At 75.0% G+C, this 17,176-nt stretch carries 17 protein-coding genes; 4 read left to right on the top strand and 13 right to left on the bottom strand.

The window, feature by feature from the left end:
* Positions 1 to 91 precede the first annotated feature (91 nt).
* The 4 genes from NOCA_RS06585 to NOCA_RS06570 are packed head-to-tail and all read right to left on the bottom strand — an operon-like array spanning position 92 to position 3,831.
* Positions 92 to 1,264, bottom strand: coding sequence for a cysteine--tRNA ligase (locus tag NOCA_RS06585; protein ID WP_011754484.1), 1,173 nt, complete (start codon positions 1,262 to 1,264; stop codon positions 92 to 94).
* A gap of 49 nt (positions 1,265 to 1,313) precedes the next feature.
* On the bottom strand, positions 1,314 to 1,964 hold the full coding sequence (locus tag NOCA_RS06580; protein WP_011754483.1) for a 3-oxoacid CoA-transferase subunit B: 651 nt from the start codon (positions 1,962 to 1,964) through the stop codon (positions 1,314 to 1,316).
* On the bottom strand, positions 1,961 to 2,620 hold the full coding sequence (locus NOCA_RS06575) for a 3-oxoacid CoA-transferase subunit A (protein ID WP_011754482.1): 660 nt from the start codon (positions 2,618 to 2,620) through the stop codon (positions 1,961 to 1,963). Before NOCA_RS06575 ends, NOCA_RS06580 begins: the two co-directional genes overlap by 4 nt.
* Positions 2,617 to 3,831, bottom strand: a complete 1,215-nt coding sequence (locus tag NOCA_RS06570) for a thiolase family protein (RefSeq protein ID WP_011754481.1) — start codon at positions 3,829 to 3,831, stop codon at positions 2,617 to 2,619. The genes NOCA_RS06575 and NOCA_RS06570 overlap by 4 nt, the downstream gene beginning before the upstream one ends.
* Positions 3,832 to 3,915: 84 nt before the next feature.
* On the opposite strand from NOCA_RS06570, the gene NOCA_RS06565 reads away from it, so the two are divergent.
* Complete coding sequence (locus tag NOCA_RS06565; protein ID WP_011754480.1) at positions 3,916 to 4,833, top strand: LysR family transcriptional regulator; 918 nt, start codon at positions 3,916 to 3,918, stop codon at positions 4,831 to 4,833.
* A gap of 62 nt (positions 4,834 to 4,895) precedes the next feature.
* On the opposite strand, the gene pcaDC is transcribed toward NOCA_RS06565, so the two are convergent.
* Genes pcaDC through NOCA_RS06550 form a run of 4 tightly spaced genes read right to left on the bottom strand, consistent with a single transcriptional unit; the run spans position 4,896 to position 7,426 of the window.
* Positions 4,896 to 6,104: a bifunctional 3-oxoadipate enol-lactonase/4-carboxymuconolactone decarboxylase PcaDC gene (gene pcaDC / locus NOCA_RS06560; protein ID WP_011754479.1), complete on the bottom strand. Its 1,209-nt coding sequence runs from the start codon at positions 6,102 to 6,104 to the stop codon at positions 4,896 to 4,898.
* Positions 6,101 to 6,553, bottom strand: coding sequence for a hypothetical protein (locus tag NOCA_RS27915; protein WP_197687678.1), 453 nt, complete (start codon positions 6,551 to 6,553; stop codon positions 6,101 to 6,103). Before NOCA_RS27915 ends, pcaDC begins: the two co-directional genes overlap by 4 nt.
* A gap of 2 nt (positions 6,554 to 6,555) precedes the next feature.
* Positions 6,556 to 7,206, bottom strand: a complete 651-nt coding sequence (locus NOCA_RS27910) for a lyase family protein (RefSeq protein WP_197687679.1) — start codon at positions 7,204 to 7,206, stop codon at positions 6,556 to 6,558.
* Positions 7,207 to 7,210: 4 nt separating this feature from the next.
* Positions 7,211 to 7,426 carry a hypothetical protein gene (locus tag NOCA_RS06550; protein ID WP_193371865.1) on the bottom strand — a complete coding sequence of 72 codons (216 nt, stop codon included), beginning with the start codon at positions 7,424 to 7,426 and terminating at the stop codon, positions 7,211 to 7,213.
* On the opposite strand from NOCA_RS06550, the gene NOCA_RS06545 reads away from it, so the two are divergent.
* Both NOCA_RS06545 and NOCA_RS06540 read left to right on the top strand, forming a co-directional pair.
* Positions 7,419 to 7,781, top strand: a complete 363-nt coding sequence (locus tag NOCA_RS06545; RefSeq protein ID WP_083768080.1) for an IclR family transcriptional regulator domain-containing protein — start codon at positions 7,419 to 7,421, stop codon at positions 7,779 to 7,781. The genes NOCA_RS06550 and NOCA_RS06545 overlap by 8 nt on opposite strands.
* Before the next feature lie 10 nt (positions 7,782 to 7,791).
* Positions 7,792 to 8,709: an alkaline phosphatase family protein gene (locus tag NOCA_RS06540; RefSeq protein ID WP_011754477.1), complete on the top strand. Its 918-nt coding sequence runs from the start codon at positions 7,792 to 7,794 to the stop codon at positions 8,707 to 8,709.
* 312 nt (positions 8,710 to 9,021) lie between these two features.
* Here NOCA_RS06540 and NOCA_RS06535 read toward each other — a convergent pair whose 3' ends face one another.
* The 3 genes from NOCA_RS06535 to NOCA_RS06525 all read right to left on the bottom strand — a co-directional run bounded on the left by NOCA_RS06535 (position 9,022) and on the right by NOCA_RS06525 (position 13,885).
* The gene (locus NOCA_RS06535) at positions 9,022 to 9,996 is read right to left on the bottom strand and encodes a PAS domain-containing protein (RefSeq protein WP_041546306.1); all 975 of its coding nucleotides are present in this window, start codon (positions 9,994 to 9,996) and stop codon (positions 9,022 to 9,024) included.
* 199 nt (positions 9,997 to 10,195) lie between these two features.
* Positions 10,196 to 11,077: a universal stress protein gene (locus tag NOCA_RS06530; RefSeq protein WP_011754475.1), complete on the bottom strand. Its 882-nt coding sequence runs from the start codon at positions 11,075 to 11,077 to the stop codon at positions 10,196 to 10,198.
* 96 nt (positions 11,078 to 11,173) lie between these two features.
* Entirely contained in the window at positions 11,174 to 13,885 is a 2,712-nt protein-coding gene (locus NOCA_RS06525; RefSeq protein WP_083768079.1) for a bifunctional acetate--CoA ligase family protein/GNAT family N-acetyltransferase, read from the bottom strand.
* A 279-nt stretch (positions 13,886 to 14,164) separates the two neighbouring features.
* Here NOCA_RS06525 and NOCA_RS06520 point away from each other — a divergent pair, with 279 nt between their 5' ends.
* The gene (locus NOCA_RS06520) at positions 14,165 to 15,184 is read left to right on the top strand and encodes a class I fructose-bisphosphate aldolase (RefSeq protein WP_011754473.1); all 1,020 of its coding nucleotides are present in this window, start codon (positions 14,165 to 14,167) and stop codon (positions 15,182 to 15,184) included.
* 9 nt (positions 15,185 to 15,193) lie between these two features.
* Here NOCA_RS06520 and NOCA_RS06515 read toward each other — a convergent pair whose 3' ends face one another.
* Together NOCA_RS06515 and NOCA_RS06510 are read right to left on the bottom strand one after the other, a co-directional pair.
* A complete protein-coding gene (locus tag NOCA_RS06515) occupies positions 15,194 to 15,628 on the bottom strand; it encodes a pyridoxamine 5'-phosphate oxidase family protein (RefSeq protein ID WP_011754472.1) in 435 nt (144 codons plus the stop codon).
* Positions 15,629 to 15,757: 129 nt separating this feature from the next.
* Positions 15,758 to 17,140, bottom strand: a complete 1,383-nt coding sequence (locus tag NOCA_RS06510) for an MBL fold metallo-hydrolase RNA specificity domain-containing protein (protein ID WP_011754471.1) — start codon at positions 17,138 to 17,140, stop codon at positions 15,758 to 15,760.
* Between the last annotated feature and the right edge of the window lie 36 nt (positions 17,141 to 17,176).

The following is a 17,176-nucleotide window of genomic DNA, read 5'->3' as shown; positions in this document are numbered from 1 at the left end:
CCGTTGCCACACTGGCCTCCGCTGACGATAGTCCCTGACGTTTGCGCGGTGTGGGCGCGCTCCCAGACCACACAAACGTCAGGGACTATCGTCAGCCGAGGCGGAGCTGGGTGATCAGGCGGCGCGCGGACTCCCCGCCCTGGTCGAGGGCGGTGGCGACGGCGGTGGGGACGTCGAGGTCGGTGCGCAGCGCCTCGAGGGGCGCGGTCGGGTCGCCGGCGCCGGCCCGGCCGGCCGCGGCGTAGAGCGACTCCAGCAGCTGCTCGGCCTCGGCCAGCTGCGCGGCCTCGAAGTCCCAGGGCTCGGCGTAGCGGCGGTGCAGCAGGTGCAGCCGCAGTGCCGCGGGCGGGAGGTGCTCGAGGAGGTCGTCGACCAGCACCAGGTTGCCCGAGGACTTCGCCATCTTCTGGCCCCCGATGCGGACCTCGCCCACGTGCAGCTGGGCGCGCGCGAACGGCGCGACGCCGCTGACCGCCTCGGCCATCGCGACCTGGTAGGCGTGGTGCGGGAAGACCAGGTCGTCCCCGCCCACGAGCACGTCGACGCTGGGGCCGTGCACGGCCAGCGCCATCGCGGCACACTCGGCGTGCCAGCCCGGCCGGCCCCAGCCCCACGGGCTCGCCCAGGCCGGCTGCTGGTCCGCGGAGGGCCGCCACACGGCCACGTCGAACGAGTCGTCCTTGGCCGGTTCGCCCGGCTGGTCGCCGTACGCCTCGGCGAGCGCGAGCGCCCGGTCGCGCTCCAGGCCCGTGCGCGCCACGACGTCGCGGCCGCGGAACCACACGGTCCCGTCGCGCTCGTACGCCGCGCCCGCGTCGAGGAGTGCCTGCGCCAGCTGGACGACCGCGTCGACGTAGTGCCGGGCGCGCGGCTGGTGCGCCGGCGTGGCCACCCGGAGCTCGCGCATCGACCGGTCGAAGTCGGCCTCCTGGGTGACCGCCAGCTCGTCGAAGTGGCTGCCCCGCAGCCGGGCCGCCTCGAGCAGCACGTCGTCGACGTCGGTCACGTTGCGACAGGTGCTGACGTCCACCCCGGTGCCGTCCAGGACCGACGCGAGCAGGTCCGCCCACACGAACGTCGAGGCGTGGCCCAGGTGGGTGACGTCGTACGGCGTGATCCCACAGACGTAGACCCGCGCCGACCCGACCAGCCGCAGGTCGCCGCCGGCCAACGTGACGTGCCGCGGGGTCTGCGGGGCGGCGCCGACCCGCTGGGCGGCGTCGAAGACCGGGGACGTCAGGTGGCGCAGGTGGTGGGCCGGCATGGGGCCAGTCTGGCACCCGGGCGGCAGCCCGCCGGGTGCCGTACCAGCGTCAGCCCTGCGGCGGGAGCAGCGTCAGGTCGAGACGGTCGGCCAGCTCGTCGTACGAGGTCTCGAACGTCTCGCACACCCGGACGCCGTCGGGCGTGATCTCGAAGGTGGCGACGTCGGTGTAGACCCGGTTGACGCAGCCGACGCCGGTCAGCGGGTAGGTGCACTGCGGAACCAGCTTCGGCGAGCCGTCCTTCGCGAACAGCGTCATCATCACGAACACGCTCCTGGCGCCGGTCGCCAGGTCCATCGCGCCACCGACCGCAGGGATCGCGTCCGGAGCGCCGGTGTGCCAGTTGGCGAGGTCGCCGGCCGCGGAGACCTGGAAGGCACCGAGCACGCACACGTCGAGGTGCCCGCCGCGCATCATCGCGAACGAGTCGGCCTGGTGGAAGTACGACGCCCCGGCCAGCTCGGTGACCGGGACCTTGCCGGCGTTGGTGAGGTCGAGGTCGACCTCGTCGCCGGTCGCCGCCGGGCCCATGTTGAGCATCCCGTTCTCCGTGTGGAGGACCACGCCCGAATCGGGTGCCAGGTGGTCGGCGACCAGCGTGGGCAGGCCGATGCCGAGATTGACGTAAGAGCCGGGCGGGATGTCGCGCGCGACCAGCGCCGCCATGTCGTCCCGGGTCAGTGCCTGCCCGCCGCTCACACCGCCACCACCTTGTCGACGTAGATGCTCGGCGTGACGATCGCCTCAGGGTCGAGCGCGCCGGGCTCGACGACCTCGCGCACCTGGACCACCGTGCTGCTCGCGGCGGTCGCCATCACCGGGCCGAAGTTGCGAGCGGTCTTGCGGTACACGAGGTTGCCCATCCGGTCGGCCCGGTGCGCCGCGACCAGGGCGACATCGCCGCGGATCGGGAGCTCCAGCACGTGCAGGCGCCCGTCGATCTCGCGGGTCTCCTTGCCCTCGGCCAGCGGGGTGCCTGCGCCGGTCGGGGTGAAGAACGCGCCGATGCCCGCACCGGCGGCGCGCAGCCGCTCGGCGAGGTTGCCCTGCGGCACCAGCTCCAGCTCGATCCGGCCCGTGCGGTAGAGCTCGTCGAAGACCCACGAGTCGTGCTGGCGTGGGAACGAGCAGACGACCTTGCGGACCCGGCCCTTCGCCAGCAGCGCGGCCAGGCCGGTGTCGCCGTTCCCGGCGTTGTTCGAGACCACGGTGAGGTCGGTGGCGCCCTGCTCGATGACGGCGTCGACCAGCTCGACCGGCATCCCGGCCATGCCGAAGCCGCCGACGAGGACGACGGCGCCGTCCCGGATGTCGGCCACCGCCTCCGCGGCCGTGGCGCAGATGGTGGCGGTCACGCCCGCGCCCCGGTCTGCGTGGACACGTTCTCCAGGACGACGGCCAGGGCCTGGCCGACCCCGATGCAGATCGCGGCCACGCCCCAGCGCTCGCCGGACTCGCGCAGCCGGGCGGCGAGGGTGCCGAGGACGCGGCCGCCGGAGGCGCCGAGCGGGTGGCCGATGGCGATCGCGCCGCCCTTGGCGTTGACGACCTCTGGATCGAGGCCCTGCTCCGCCCAGGCATCCACACAGGCCACGGACTGTACGGCGAACGCCTCGTTGAGCTCGACCGCGCGCACGTCGGCCCAGCCGATGCCGGCTCGCGCGAGCGCCCGGTCGGCGGCCTCGACGGGCGCGTAGCCGAACCACTGCGGCTCCACCGCGCTCGCGCCGCGCCCGGCGATCCGCGCGACCGGGTCGCGTCCGATGGTGGCGGCGGCCGCCTCGGAGCCGAGCAGCACGGCGGAGGCCCCGTCGTTGAGCGGCGAGGCGTTGCCGGCAGTGATGGTGCCCTCTGGGCGGAACACCGGCCTGAGTCCGGCGAGCCGCTCGGCGCTCGATCCGGGACGGATGCCCTCGTCCCGGTCGAGGTCGACGCCCTCGACCGGCACCACGAGGTCGTCGTAGAAGCCGGACGTCCAGGCGGCGTCGGCCAGCCGGTGCGACCGGGCGGCGAACTCGTCCTGACGCTCCCGGGAGACCTCGAACCTCTCGGCCAGCAGCTCGTTCGCCTCGCCCAGCGAGACCGTCCACTCCGCGGGCATCCGCTCGTTGACCAGACGCCAGCCCAGCGTGGTGGAGACGGCGGTGACGTTGCCCGCGGGGTAGGCACGCTCCGGCTTGGGCAGCACCCACGGCGCCCGGCTCATCGACTCGACGCCGCCGGTCAGGACGACCTCGGCGTCCCCGGACTCGATGGACCGTGATCCGGCGATCGCGGCGTCCAGCGACGACCCGCACAGCCGGTTGAGGGTGACGGCCGGCACCGAGACGGGCAGGCCGGCGAGCAGCACCGCCATCCGGCCGACGTTGCGGTTGTCCTCGCCCGCCTGGTTGGCGCACCCCCACACCACGTCGGCGATCGCGGCCGGGTCGAGGTCGGGCGCCTGCGCCAGCGCCCCGGTCACCGCGGTCGCCGCGAGGTCGTCGGGGCGGACCCCGGCCAGGGCCCCGCCGAGCCGGCCGAACGGGGTGCGGACGGCGGCGTACACGAACGCAGGCGTGCTCATGCTCCCGACGCTAGACCGGGTGATCTATCGGGTCCAATACTCATTGGTGCTCGATTCATCGCTACGGCCGATAGGATTGTGGCCATGGAGCTGCGGCACGTGCGCTACGCCCTCGCGCTGGCCGAGGAGCGACACTTCGGCCGGGCGGCCGCGCGGGTGCACGTCGCCCAGCCGGCGCTCTCCCAGCAGGTCAAGCAGCTCGAGCGCGAGCTCGGCGTCGAGCTGTTCCGCCGCACCACGCGGCGCGTCGAGCTCACCGAGGCCGGCCGCCGGTTCGCCGAGCATGCCCGCGGGATCCTGGCCGGAGTCGACCGGGCCCGCGAGGACCTCGCGCTGCTCGCCTCGGGCCGGGCCGGGCGGGTCTCGGTCGGGTTCGTCGGCACCGCGACGTACGACGTGCTCCCCCGGGTCGCCCACGAGGTGCACCGCGCGCTCCCCGACGTCGACCTGCAGCTGCGCGGCGAGTCGCTCAGCCCCCGGCTGCTGGCCGGGCTCGCCGACCACACCTTCGACCTGGCCCTGCTGCGGCCCGATCCGCTCGGCGGCGACGGGCTGGTGGTCCGCACGCTGCGGGCCGAGCCGCTGGTGGCCGTCGTACCGACCGGCCACCCGCTCGCCGGACAGCGCCGCATCGACCTGGCCGAGCTGGCCGGCGAGTCGTTCGTCGTGCACCCGTCGGCGCACCGGTCGTCCATCCACGAGCGGGTGCTCCAGGCCTGCGCCGACGCCGGGTTCGTGCCCACCTCGCTCCTGGAGGTGGCCGAGACCGCCACGATGGTGGTCTTCGTCGCGGCCGGCCTCGGCGTCGCGCTGGTCCCTGAGCCGGTGCGCAGCCTCGGCCTCGAGGGGGTGTCGTACGTCGGGCTCACCGACCCGCCCACGATCGACCTGGCGCTGGCCGGGCGGCGGGACGAGTCCTCCCCGGCCGTGCGCAACGTCGCCGTGATCATCGAGCGGATCGTCACCGGGGCCGCTCAGCAGGGGGCGCGTGTCCACCTGTAACGCCCTGTTACCCCTTCCTCCCACCGTGCTGCAGCTGGGCCGGTGGGCAGGGTAACCGGGCGTTACAGCGAGCCGGCGCCGTCCTCCCCCAGCACCTCCTGGGCGATCCGGAAGGCGGTGTTGGCGTCGGGGACGCCGCAGTAGACCGCGGTCTGGAGCAGGACCTCCTTGATCTCGGCGACACTGAGGCCGTTGCGCAGGGCGGCGCGCAGGTGCAGCGCGAGCTCCTCGTGGTGGCCGCGGGCTACCAGCGCGGTGAGGGTGATCATCGAGCGGCTGCGCCGGTCCAGGCCGGGCCGGGTCCAGATCTCGCCCCAGGCGTAGCGGGTGATCAGCTCCTGGAAGTCCCCGGTCAGGTCGGTGACGGCCGCGGTGGCCCGGTCGACGTGCTCGTCGCCGAGCACCTCGCGGCGTACGGCGAGCCCGGCGGCGTACCGCTCGTCGCTCGGCACCGGCCGGGCGTCGACGGGCTGCTCGCCGAGCAGGTGCCGGCGCAGCAGCCGGGCCACCTCGTCGGGCGCCTCGGCCGGCGCGAGATGGGCGACCCCTCCCAGCGTGACCGCCCGGCCGCGCTGCACCCCCTCGGCGACCGACTGGAGCAGCTCCGGCGGGCAGACGACGTCGTCCGCACCCGCCACGGCGAGCACCGGAGCCGCGATCTCGCCGAGCCGGTCGCGCACGTCGAAGTCGGCCAGCGCACCGCACACCTGGGCGTAGCCCTTGTCGTCGGCGTCCTGGAGTGCGTGCAGCAGCGCCGACCCGCACTCGGGGTCGCGCTCGAGGAACCCCGGCGCGAACCAGCGCTCGGCGGAGGCCGACACCAGGCTCGAGGTGCCCGAGGACCGCACCTTCTCGATCCGCTCGGTCCACGACTCGGCGGTGCCGATCTGCGGGCCGGTGCACAGCAGCACCGCCGCGGTGACCCGCTCCGGGGCGTCGAGGAGCAGCTGCAGCCCGACGGCGCCGCCGACCGAGTCGCCGGCGTAGTGGAACGAACCGCCCGGCTCGCCTCGCTCGGCGAGCACCTCGTCGACGACGTGCAGCACGCCTGCGGCGAGCCCGGCCATCGTGAACGCCTCTGCGGCGGCCCGGTTGTGGCCGTGGCCCGGCAGGTCCCAGGCGAGGATGTCGAAGGCGTCGGCGAGGTGGCCCGCACAGGCGCTCCACAGCGTGGTGGCCGTGGTGCCGAGCGACGGGCCGAGCACGAGCAGCGGCAGGTCCGAACGGTGCTGGGTCAGGGTCATCCGGACCGCGGTGACGGTGGGGTTCATCGGTCCCTTTCGAGGAGCTTGCGGCCACGCGCGACGGCGCGGTCGACCTGGCGGTCCGCGTCGCCGAGGTACGACGGGGCGGGTGGGCGTCCGGCGACCTCCGCCATGTTGCGCTGCTCGGCGAGCACCGCGTCGCCGGCCGCCGCCAGCGTGGCCGCCATCCGGTCGGGGTGGACCTGCAGGCCGGCCATCAGGTCGGCGGTCTGGGAGACCGCGACGAGGGTACGGCGGGCCAGGTCGCGCAGCGTCGCCCACTCCGCGTGCCAGCCGCCGTCGGCGCCGTCGTCGACCTGCTGGGCCGCGGCCAGGTGCAGCGTGGTGGCGAGCTGGGGGGTGGTCAGCGCGGCCCGCCGGACCAGCACGGACAGCACCGGGTCGGCCTTGTTCGGCATCGTCGAGGACCCACCGCCGCTGCCCTCGGAGAGCTCGCCGATCTCGGGGCGCGACATGGTCAGCACGTCGTTCGCGACGCGGGCGCACGCGTCCGTGCACCCGGCCAGCGCGTCACCGACGCGGGTGATCGGCGCCCGGGTGGTGTGCCACGGCGGGTCGTCCTCGGGCGGGTCGATGCCGAGCTCGACCAGCGCCGCGCGGGTGCCCGCCGCGCCCCGAGCTGGCGCGGGAAGCCCAGCCGGGCCAGGTCGTCGTACGCATCGAGGACGGCGGTCAACCAGGTGGCCACCCGGAACCCGAACGTGGGCGGCACGGCGTGCTGGGTCAGGGTGCGCGCCACCATGGGGGTGTCGCGGTGCTCCTCGGCCAGGCGGACGAGATCCTCGACGACGCCCTCGAGGTCCAGCCGCAGGTCGGAGACGGCGGCTTCCGCCATCCGCATCAGCGCCAAGTCGACCACGTCCTGGCTGGTGAACCCCCGGTGCAGCCGCTCGGCGTCCTCGTCGAGCTGGTCGCGGAGCATCCGCACGAGCGGGATGACCGGGTTGCCCCCGGCCTCGGCGTCGTGCGTCAGGCCCGCGAGGTCGTCGGGGACGTCGAGGTCCCGGCCCAGCCACTCGCCCTCGATCGAGACCATCGCCCAGAGGAACGACGCCGAGGAGAAGTGGTGGCCGGCGCGCTCGTCGCCGGGCCAGAACAGGTCCGCCATGCCCTCAGTGTGGCGTGTGGTCGAGGAACACCGTCTCGTCCGGGCCTTGCCGGCGGATGTCGAACACCAGGCCCTGCTCGTCGCGGCCCGCGACCAGCGTGTGCCGGCGGCCCGGGTCGACGGCGGAGAGCAGCGGCCCGGCCGCCTCGTCGACACCGGGCAGGTAGGCCCGGGTGAACAGCCGATCGAGCAGGCCGCGCGCGATCAGCCGGATGGGCACCCGGCTGCCGCTGCACGCCACCGGCGTGGGGAAGGTGCTGCTGGCGCACGCCCCCGCCGACGTCCGGGACCGGGTGCTGGGCGAGCTGGCCGCGGTGACGCCGGACACCGTGACCTCGCGGCGGGTGCTGGCCGGCCAGCTCGAGCGGGTGCGGCGCGACGGCTACGCGACCACGACCGAGGAGATGACGCTCGGCGCGTCCTCGGTGGCGGTGCCGGTGCAGGTCGACGGCGCGACGGTCGCCGCGATGGGGGTGGTCGTCGCGGACTTCCGGCGGCACCGCGCCCGCCTGCTGGCCGGGCTCCTGGTCGCCGCCGCGGGCGTGGGACGCGGCCTGGGCCAGGCGCCGTCGTAGCCTCGGGGGCATGGTCCGTCGTCTCGCCCCACCACTGCTCGTCCTCGGCCTCGCGACCGTGCTGGCCCTCCCGCTGGTGCCCGTCGGGGCGCTGGCTGCCGCTGGGGGGCCGGCTGCGTCGGCGGAGCGGCCGGTCGCGGCCCGCGCCGGCACGCCGGTCACGAAGCTGCTGGTGTTCGTCGTCGAGAACCACTCGCTGCAGCAGATGCGCGCACAGATGCCCTACACCGCGCGGCTGGCGCGCCGGTACGGCTACGCGACCCGCTACCACGGCGTGACCCACCCCTCGCTGCCCAACTACCTCGCGATCGCCGGAGGCGACACGTTCGGCGTCCGCGACGACGCGGCCCCGGCCGCGCACCCGCTGTCCGGCCCGAGCGTCTTCGGGCGCGCCGTGCGGTCGGGCAGCACGGCCCGGTTGTACGCCGAGGCGATGGGATCGCGGTGCCAGCTCGAGAGCAGCGGCACGTACGCGGTCAAGCACAACCCGTGGGCGTACTTCGCCCACGAGCGGCGGCTGTGCCGGCGCCACGACGTACCGCTGCGCCGCTTCGGGCGCGAGGTCGACGCCGGGCAGCTGCCGGCGGTCGGCATGGTGATCCCCGACCTGTGCAACGACGGCCACGACTGCGACCTCAGCCGGGCCGATGCCTGGCTGCGCAAGCGGGTCCGCCGCGTCCTCGCCGGGCCGGACTGGGCGGCCGGCCGGTTGGCCGTCGTCGTCACCGCCGACGAGGACGACGGCGCCCACGGCAACCGGGTGCTCACCGTCGTCGCGCACCCCGACCTGCGGAACGTCGTGGTCCGCGCCCGGCTCACGCACTACTCGCTGTCGCGGTCCTACGCCGAGGTCGCCGGCGTCCGGCCGCTGCGGCACGCCGCGGACTCGCGTTCGCTGCTGCGCCGGTTCGGGCTCAGCACCGGCTGACCTCGGGGTCCCCTCGGGGCGCCGGCGCCCGGCGGTCTGCCGGGGTCGCTGGGCCGTGGTCGAGCGGTCGTGGTCGAGCGACGGGCGAGACAGGACGGGCCGAAGGTCCCGGCAGGACGCTCCTTTCTGCCCGGGTGGCCGACCGACGTACGCCGATAGGTTCGCCGCACGGGGCGGTAGCCGGCCGACGCTGGAGTAGACGTCGCCATGTTCCTCTGGGCAACGCCGGCGCCGCCCCCTCAGGCGGCCGCCGGCCGTGCCACGACAGGGGATGGCGCGGTCGGCGGCGACACCCGCCGCTCCGCTGCGGGGTCAGCCGACCGGGCGGCGCCAGGTGATCAGGGTGCGCGCGAGGTCGTCACCGACCACGGTGATCGTCGCGCCCGGTCGCAGGGTCCGCGGCCCGAGGGCCTCGACGTCGGTGCCCACGGGGCCGTCGCCGCGGCGGCCGCCCTGGACCGTCACGACCGCCACCAGCACTCCACCGGCCACCCGCACGTGCACGGCGATCCCCTCGGGGTCGTGCCGGGCGGCGGCCGCGAGGATCTCGCTCAGCGCACCGAGCAGCTCGTGCGCCACCTCCGGCGCCAGGTCGTCGACCGGCCCCTCGAAGCCGACCGGGCCGCCCGACCACAGCTCGACCACGTAGCGCACCGCCCCGGACGTGGAGCCCGGCTGGGACTCGACGATCAGGTGCCGCACCGAGCCGCGCAGGGCGTCGACGGTGCGCGCGAGGTGCTCGAGGATCGGGGCTGCCTCGGCGGTCGCCGACTCGGGGTGGCGCACCATCCGATCGAGCTGGAGCCCGATCGCGAAGAGCTCCTGGAGTGCCGAGTCGCTGACGCCGGCCGCCCGCGCGTTCCGCTCCGTCAGCAGCGCCGAGCGCACCACGCTGGCGGCGTGCCCGGCCTCGGCCTCGACGCGCCGGGTGATGTTGGTGACCAGCACGTAGCACCCGTCGGAGCGGTCCCCGCGACACCGCGGGACCATCTCGATCAGCGCGTGCCGCACCCGACCCTCGTCCAGCGGGAGCGAGCGCTCGAAGCGCTGGGTGGTGCCCGCGAGGGCGGCGAGGAGCCGGTCATGGGTCGACGCGCACCCGGCCTCGTCGAGCAGCTGCTCCACCGGGCGCCCGACGACCTCAGCGGGTGTCCGGTGCAGCCAGGACCGGGATGCCGCGTTCGCGTAGCGCAGACCGCCCGCGGCGTCGACGTACGCGACCAGCGACGGGAGCGCGTCGAGGACCTCGCCCAGGTCCTCGGCGTCGAACCCGGTCGGCAGCTCCATCACGCCCTCCCCGGAGGGGCCCGGAGGGCCCGGACCCCGACACCCCAGGGTCGTCCCGGCAGGACGCGCCCGCTCAGGGCCCGGGGCCACGACCGTCGGGGACCTTGGCCCCGAGGTGGCCCGGGCCACGCGACACGGCGGGCGCCGGGACCCGAGGACCAAAGGCTCAGGGGCGCGATCGGGTCGCGCCCGGTCCCGCTCAGCCGGTCCGCGGTACCGGGTCGACCACCATCACCGGACAGGTCGCGTGCCGCAGCACGGCGCGCACCACGGAGCCGAGGTGGGGGCCCAGCGGGATCGTGTGCCGGTGCCGCCCGACCACCAGCAGCGAGCTCCGCTCACCCGCCCGGACCAGCGCCTCGGCCGCGCGCTCGTGCACGACGACCAACTCGGTCGGCACGTCGTCGTACACCCTCAGCACCGGGGCCAGCTGGTCGGCCAGGAGCCGGCGCCGCTCGTCGGTGTGCGCCTCCCCCGCGGGCTCGTCGAACACCAGCTGGTCATAGGGGTCGCGGTAGTGCCAGGCGTGCAGCACGCGTACGCCGCAGCCGCGGATGCGGGCCTCGGTGAGGGCGGCACCGACCACGACCGGGGCGCCGTCGCCGTCGTCGGCGCCGACGGTGATCGGGCCCGCATGGTCCTCGCGCCACGCGGCGGGCACCGCCACCACGGGGACCCCGCACAGGGCCGCGACCGGGTTCGTCACCGACAGGGTGACGACCAGCCCCGGCCGGCCCATCCGCTGGTGCTGCACGACGACCAGCCCGGCCCGGACCGATGCGTCGACCAGGGCCGGCGCAACCGACCCGTGGACGAGCTCGGTGGTGATCTCGAGTCCCCCGGCGAGCTCGGCGCGCACCGCCGCAGCGGTCCGTTCGAGAAGGTCGCGACCAGCGCCGTCGACCTCGTCCTGACCGACCGGCCCGAGCGGCACCCGGGGCGTCACGTGGACCAGGTGGATCCCGGCCCCGCGCCAGCGAGCCTCGGCGACGGCGAACACCAGCGCCGCGTGGACGTCCTCCTCGTCGGTGACTCCGACCAGCACCGCGGTGTGCTCGGTGGTGTGCTCCGGATCCGGCATCGCACGCACCTCCTCGAGAGGTCCCACCTCCAGGGTGGACCCTCCGCCCGCGCCGGGACAGGGGCTTAGGGCCCGCCCACCCCGCCGTCGCCCGCCTCAGCTGCCGGGGCGCAGCCGGCGCGGGATGCCCGGGTCGGGAACCGCGCTGCGGTCCAGGCGCACCTTGACGTCGACCACCGCGCAGGACTCCGGCCCGACCAGCACCGGGTTGAGGTCCACGTCGGCGATCTGCGGGACGTCCTCGGCGAGCGCGCCGAGCTCGACCAGGAGGTCCACGAGGCCGTCGACGTCCGCGGGCGGCGACCCGCGGTAGCCCTCGAGCAGCGGCCAGATCCGCAGGGACCGGACCGCCCGCTGCGCGTCGCTGCGGGTGACGGGCGGCAGCAGGAACGTGCGGTCCTTCCAGACCTCGACGGCCACCCCACCGGCGGCCACCATCACGAGCGGACCGAACCGGGGGTCGCGCACGACGCCCAGGGCGATCTCGACCCCGGAGGCGACGTTCTGCACCAGGACCGGCACGGCGGTCTCGCCCAGCTCCTGCTCGAACCCGGCGATCGCCGCGGCGACCTCCTCCGGCGAGGCGAGACCGACCTTGACCAGGCCGCGCTCGCTCTTGTGCGGGACCTCCCGGCCGGCGACCTTCACCGCGACCGGGTAGCCCAGCCAGCCCGCTGCCTCGACGGCCGCGTCGGCACCGACCACGACCTCGCCGAGCGGGTCCAGGCCGTACGCCGCCAGCAACCCGGTCGCGTCGGCGACCGAGAGCCAGCCGAGCTCGTCGGTCGCGGCGCCGAGCAGCGCGGCGGCGGCCAGCCGCGCGTCCTCGGCGCGGTCCCGGTCGACGGCGACGGCGTCCGTGGGCGGGTGCGCGCGCCACTCGGCGTACCGCACGGCCCGGGACAGCGCGCGCAGCGCGGCGGTGTGGTTGCGATAGGTCGTGACCCCGGCCAGCCCGGCGGCGGGCATCCGCAGCCCGCCCATCGGGACCAGCACCAACGGCTTGTCCGGGTGCCGCTCGCGGACCGCGGCGACCGCGTGCATGCCGGCCACCGCGTCGTTGGCGCCGGTGGCGACCAGGAGCACCAGCACCGCGTCGACCTCGTCGGACCCGAGCAGCAGGTCGGCGACCGCGCCGAGGTCGCGCGCCGGGACCGCCGCGCCGGTGTCGACCGGGTTGCCGGTGCCGGTGGTCCCGACGATGTGCCGGGCGACCTCGGTGCGCAGGCGCGCGGACAGCTCCGGCACGGCGAGGCCGAAGGCGTCGGCAGCGTCCGCGGCGAGGACCCCGGTCCCGCCGGCGTTGGTGAGCACGGCGACCCGGCGGCCTCGCGGCAGCGGCTGCTCGGCCAGCAGCAGCGCCGTCTCCGCCATGTCGTCGGCACCGTCGCAGCCGATCACGCCGGCCTGCGCGAAGAGCGCGTCGACGGCGATCGACGAGGACGCCGCGGCGGCGGTGTGCGAGGCACCGGCCCGCCGGCCACCCGACGAGCGACCGCCCACGACCGCCAGGAGCGGCTTGCGCTCGGCGAAGCGGCGGGCGAAGCGGGCGAACTTCGGGGCGTTGCCGAACGACTCCAGGTAGAGCGCGGCGGCCGTCACCCGCGGGTCGGCACGCCAGGCGGCGAGCAGGTCGTTGCTGGACACGTCGACCTTGTTGCCGAGCGAGACGAAGGAGGCCACCCCGAGCCCGAGCTCCTGGGCGGTGTCGGCGAGCACGATGCCCACTCCCCCGGACTGGGAGGCCACGGCCAGGCCGCCCGGCGGCGGCACCGAGCCGCTGAACGTGGCGTTCAGGCGCACCTCGGGATCCAGGCTCATCAGGCCGAGGCAGTTGGGGCCGACCACCCGGACGCTGCGCCGCCGCGCGAGCGCGAGGATCTGCCGCTGGAGCCGGGTCCCCTCCTCCCCCATCTCGCTGAAGCCCGAGGTCACGATCACCGCGGCCGGGACGGATGCGTCGGCGGCATCCTCCAGCGCGGCCAGGACCCGGGTGGCCGGCACCGCGATCACGACCAGGTCGACCGGCGTCGCCAGCTCGCCCAGGCGGCGTACGGCGGTGACGCCCTCGACCTCCCGGGCCCGCGGATGCACGACGTACAGGTCGCCGGCGTAGCCACCCGCCACCACCGAGCGCAGGATCGCCGCGCCCACGCCGCTGCCGTCGGCGCGCGCGCCGACCACGGCGACCGACCGCGGGTAGAGCAACGGTTGCAGCGAGCGGGTCTCCGCCTGGCACTCGCGGTGATCGGCCGCGGCGACCGCCTCGGCGGAGGCCACGGTGTCCATCTCCACCGCGACGCTGGCACCCTCGTTGCGCCGGACCACCGCGAAGCCGGCGTCGATGAAGACGTCGAGCATGGCGCGGTTCTCCCACAGCACCTCCGCGAGGAAGCGCCGCACGCCGCACTCCCGACACACCGCGGCGAGGTGCTCGAGCAGCAGGCTGCCCACGCCCAGGCCGTGCAGGTCGTCGGCGACCAGGAAGGCCACCTCGGCCGCCCCCGGCTCGACCGGCTCGGCCGTGGCGAGCGCGCAGATCCGGCCGTCCCGCTCGAGCACCAGGGCGCGGGTGTCCGGCGCATCTCGCAGGTGCTCGACGTACTCCCTCGCCGCGTAGCGGCTGGGGCTGAAGAACCGCAGCCGGAGGCTGTCGTCGGACACGCTCTCGTGGAGCTCGAGCAGCCCGGGGAGGTCCCCGGGGCACAGCGGTCGGATCACCGCGATCGTGCCGTCGCGCAGCAGCACGTCCGCCGGCGCCGGCGTCGGTGTGGGTGCCGGCGTCGGTGTGGACGTCGGTGTGGGCATCGGACCTCCCGTCGTCGCGCCCGGTCGACAGGCCACGTCCGACCCGTCACTCCGAGCGTCCGCGCCGGCGGCTCCACCGCGCAGAGGCCAAGGTCCCGCGACCCGGGGGATGCTCGTCACCACGGGCCTGCGGCGACCCGAGGCCGAAGATCCCCCGGTGGCGCAGACCTTCGTCCGTGGCGCTCGCCCGGCAGTTGAGCCACCCTGGAGGGGACCGGGCGCTCAAGCCGACCCGCAGCGTCCGGCCGGCCCGGGCGGGCGGGCGAGGAGGCGGTGGCGATGACGCGCAGCTCCACGGTCAGCACGGCGGAGGCGCTGGTCGCGCCCGGGAAAGGCATCCTCGCCGCCGACGAGAGCACCCCGACGATCGCCAAGCGGCTCGCGGCGATCGGCGTCGAGTCGACCGAGCCGGTGCGCCGCGCCTACCGCGAGCTCCTGCTGACGGCGCCCGGCCTGTCCGAGCACATCAGCGGGGTCATCCTCTACGACGAGACGCTGCGCCAACGCACCGACGACGGGGTCCCGTTCGGCGAGCTGGTCGCCGGCGCCGGGATGATCCCGGGCATCAAGGTCGACGCCGGCACGGCCGACCTGGCCGGCTTCCCCAGCGAGGTGGTCACCGAGGGGCTCGACGGGTTGCGGCGGCGCTGCGCCGAGTACGTCGAGCTGGGTGCCCGGTTCGCCAAGTGGCGCGCGGTCATCAAGGTCGGTGAGGGCCGGCCGACGCGGACCTGCATCGAGGCGAACGCCCACGCACTGGGCCGCTACGCCGCGCTCGCGCAGGAGGCCGGTCTCGCGCCGATCGTCGAGCCCGAGGTCCTGATGGACGGGTCGCACACCATCGACCGGTGCGCCGAGGTCACGGTCGCCGTGCTGTGGGCGGTCTACGACCAGCTGGCCGAGCAGCGGGTGCTGCTCGAGGGCACCCTCCTCAAGCCGAACATGGTGCTGCCGGGCGCGGAGTGCCCCGACCAGGTCGACGACGAGACGATCGCGACCCGGACCGTCACCGCGATGCGTGAGTCGGTGCCGGTCGCCGTACCCGGCATCGTGTTCCTCTCCGGCGGTCAGACGCACCAGCAGGCCACCGCCCGGCTCGACGCGATCAACCGGCACGGCTCCCAGCCCTGGCAGCTGAGCTTCTCCTTCGGCCGGGCGCTGCAGGCGCCGGTGCTCGAGGCGTGGGGCGGGGACGAGCGCAACCGGGACGCCGCCCAGGCCGCGCTGCTCGAACGTGCCGCGCTCAACGGCGCGGCGCGGTACGGCAGCTACCGCCCGGAGATGGAGCGGCCGCGCTGACCGGATCGGTCAGTCGTCCTCGTCGTCCTCCTTGTGGAGCAGGAACCGGCGACCGGTGACGATCGCGGGCGCCAGCTCGACGTGGTCGTACTTGAACGAGTGGATCCACGGGTGGATCCGCAGCCCGGAGAGCCGGTGCTGCTCGCCCTCGTCGAGGTGGCGCAGGTGGCCGCGCACCATGACCGACCAGGCGGAGTCGTCGCCGACCCAGTCGATCTCGAAGGCGACCTCCGAGTGCATCTCGGCGGCCAGCAGCTTGTTGCCCTCGGCCGTGCGGAACAGGATCGTGCGCCCCTCGACCGCGTAGTTGATCGGTATCAGGTGGATCTCGTCGACCAGGCGGTAGGCCAGGCGGCCCACCTCGGTCTGCGAGAGCAGGTCCCAGCACTCCTCGACGGTGAGCTCCACCATCGGCTGATCCTCGGTGAGCTGCTGTTGTGTCATCGTGTCGCCTCCGCCCGTCGTGCGGGTCGTCGTGTGGGTCGTGGGTCAAGGGAACCCCCACTGCTCGTCTCGGGGTCAGGGCCCAAGGTCCCTCGGACTCGGGCGACGGTCATCATCGGCCGCGCGGGCTCAGTCCAGCCGGACCCGCTCGCCGAGCCGCGGCACCACCGCCGGCCAGCCGAGGTCCTCGGTGATCCGCCGGGCCAGCGCCGCCGAGGCGGCCGGCTCGCCGTGCACGACGTACACGATCTCGGGCGGCTCGGGGGCGCGGCCCAGCCAGCCGACGATGTCGTCGGCGTCGGCGTGCACCGAGAAGTACGGCACATCGACGATCTCGGCCCGGACGGGCACGTAGCGCCCGTGCATCTTCACCTGGCGGGCGCCGTCCAGGAGCTGGCGCCCGCGGGTGCCGACGGCCTGGTAGCCGGTGAGCACGACGGTGTTGCGCGGGTCCGGGAGCTGGTGCGCGAGGTGGTGCACGACGCGGCCGCCGGTGGCCATGCCCGACGCCGAGACCACGATGCAGGGCTTTCCGGGCCGGTTGAGCCGCATCGACCCGGCCACGTCCGGGACGGCATCGACGTGCATCGCGCCGAGGGCGGCGCGGACCTGGTCCAGGTCGGGGCGCAGCTGCACGGACCCGGTGTCGAGGGCTTCGCGGTAGACGGTCAGGGCTCGCAACGCCATCGGGCTGTCGAGGTGGACCGGGACCCGCGGCACCTCGCCGGCCTCCATCAGCCGGTGCAGCTCGAGCAGCACCAGCTCGGTGCGGTCGACTGCGAACGCCGGCACCAGCACGGTCCCACCGCGGCCGATGGTGCGGCGCACGGCCGATGCGAGCACCTCGGCGTCGGTGGCGGGGTGGCGCCGGTCGCCGTACGTCGACTCCACGACGACCACGTGTGCCGCGGGTGGGTCGGCGGGCGCACGCAGGATCGGGTGGTGGTCGCGGCCGAGGTCGCCGCTGAACAGGGTGCGCCGGCCGGCGGCGTCGAGGAGCACGGTGGACGACCCCAGGATGTGGCCGGCGGGGCGCAGCTCCGCCCGGACGTCGGGGGCCAGGTCGACGGCGGTCCCGAAGTCCGTCGGCGTCAGGAGCGGCAGCGTGCGCTCGACGTCCTCGAGGTCGTAGAGCGGCAGCGCGGGACGGTGCTTGGAGTAGCCGCCCGCGTTGGCCTGGCGCGCGTCCTCCTCCTGCAGGTGGGCGCTGTCGCGCAGCACGATCTCCACGAGCTCCGCGGTGTCGGGTGAGCAGAGGATCGGGCCGTCGAAGCCCTCCTTCACCAGGCGCGGGAGGAAGCCGCAGTGGTCGAGGTGCGCGTGCGTCACCACGACCGACCCGAGCCCGGACGCCGGGACCGGGAACGGCGTCCAGTTGCGGCGGCGCAGGTCGGCCAGGCCCTGGTAGAGCCCCGCGTCGACCAACGTGCGCGAGCTGTGGGTGTCCACGAGGAACTTGCTGCCGGTCACCGACTCGGCCGCACCCAGGAACGTCAGGACCGGGCTGCTCATCTGGCACCTCGTCTCAGTTGTCGACCGGCGCCCTCG

The sequence above is a fragment of the Nocardioides sp. JS614 genome (assembly GCF_000015265.1).
In the GTDB taxonomy this organism is placed as follows: domain Bacteria; phylum Actinomycetota; class Actinomycetes; order Propionibacteriales; family Nocardioidaceae; genus Nocardioides.
This window is presented reverse-complemented; position numbering and strand designations above follow the sequence as displayed.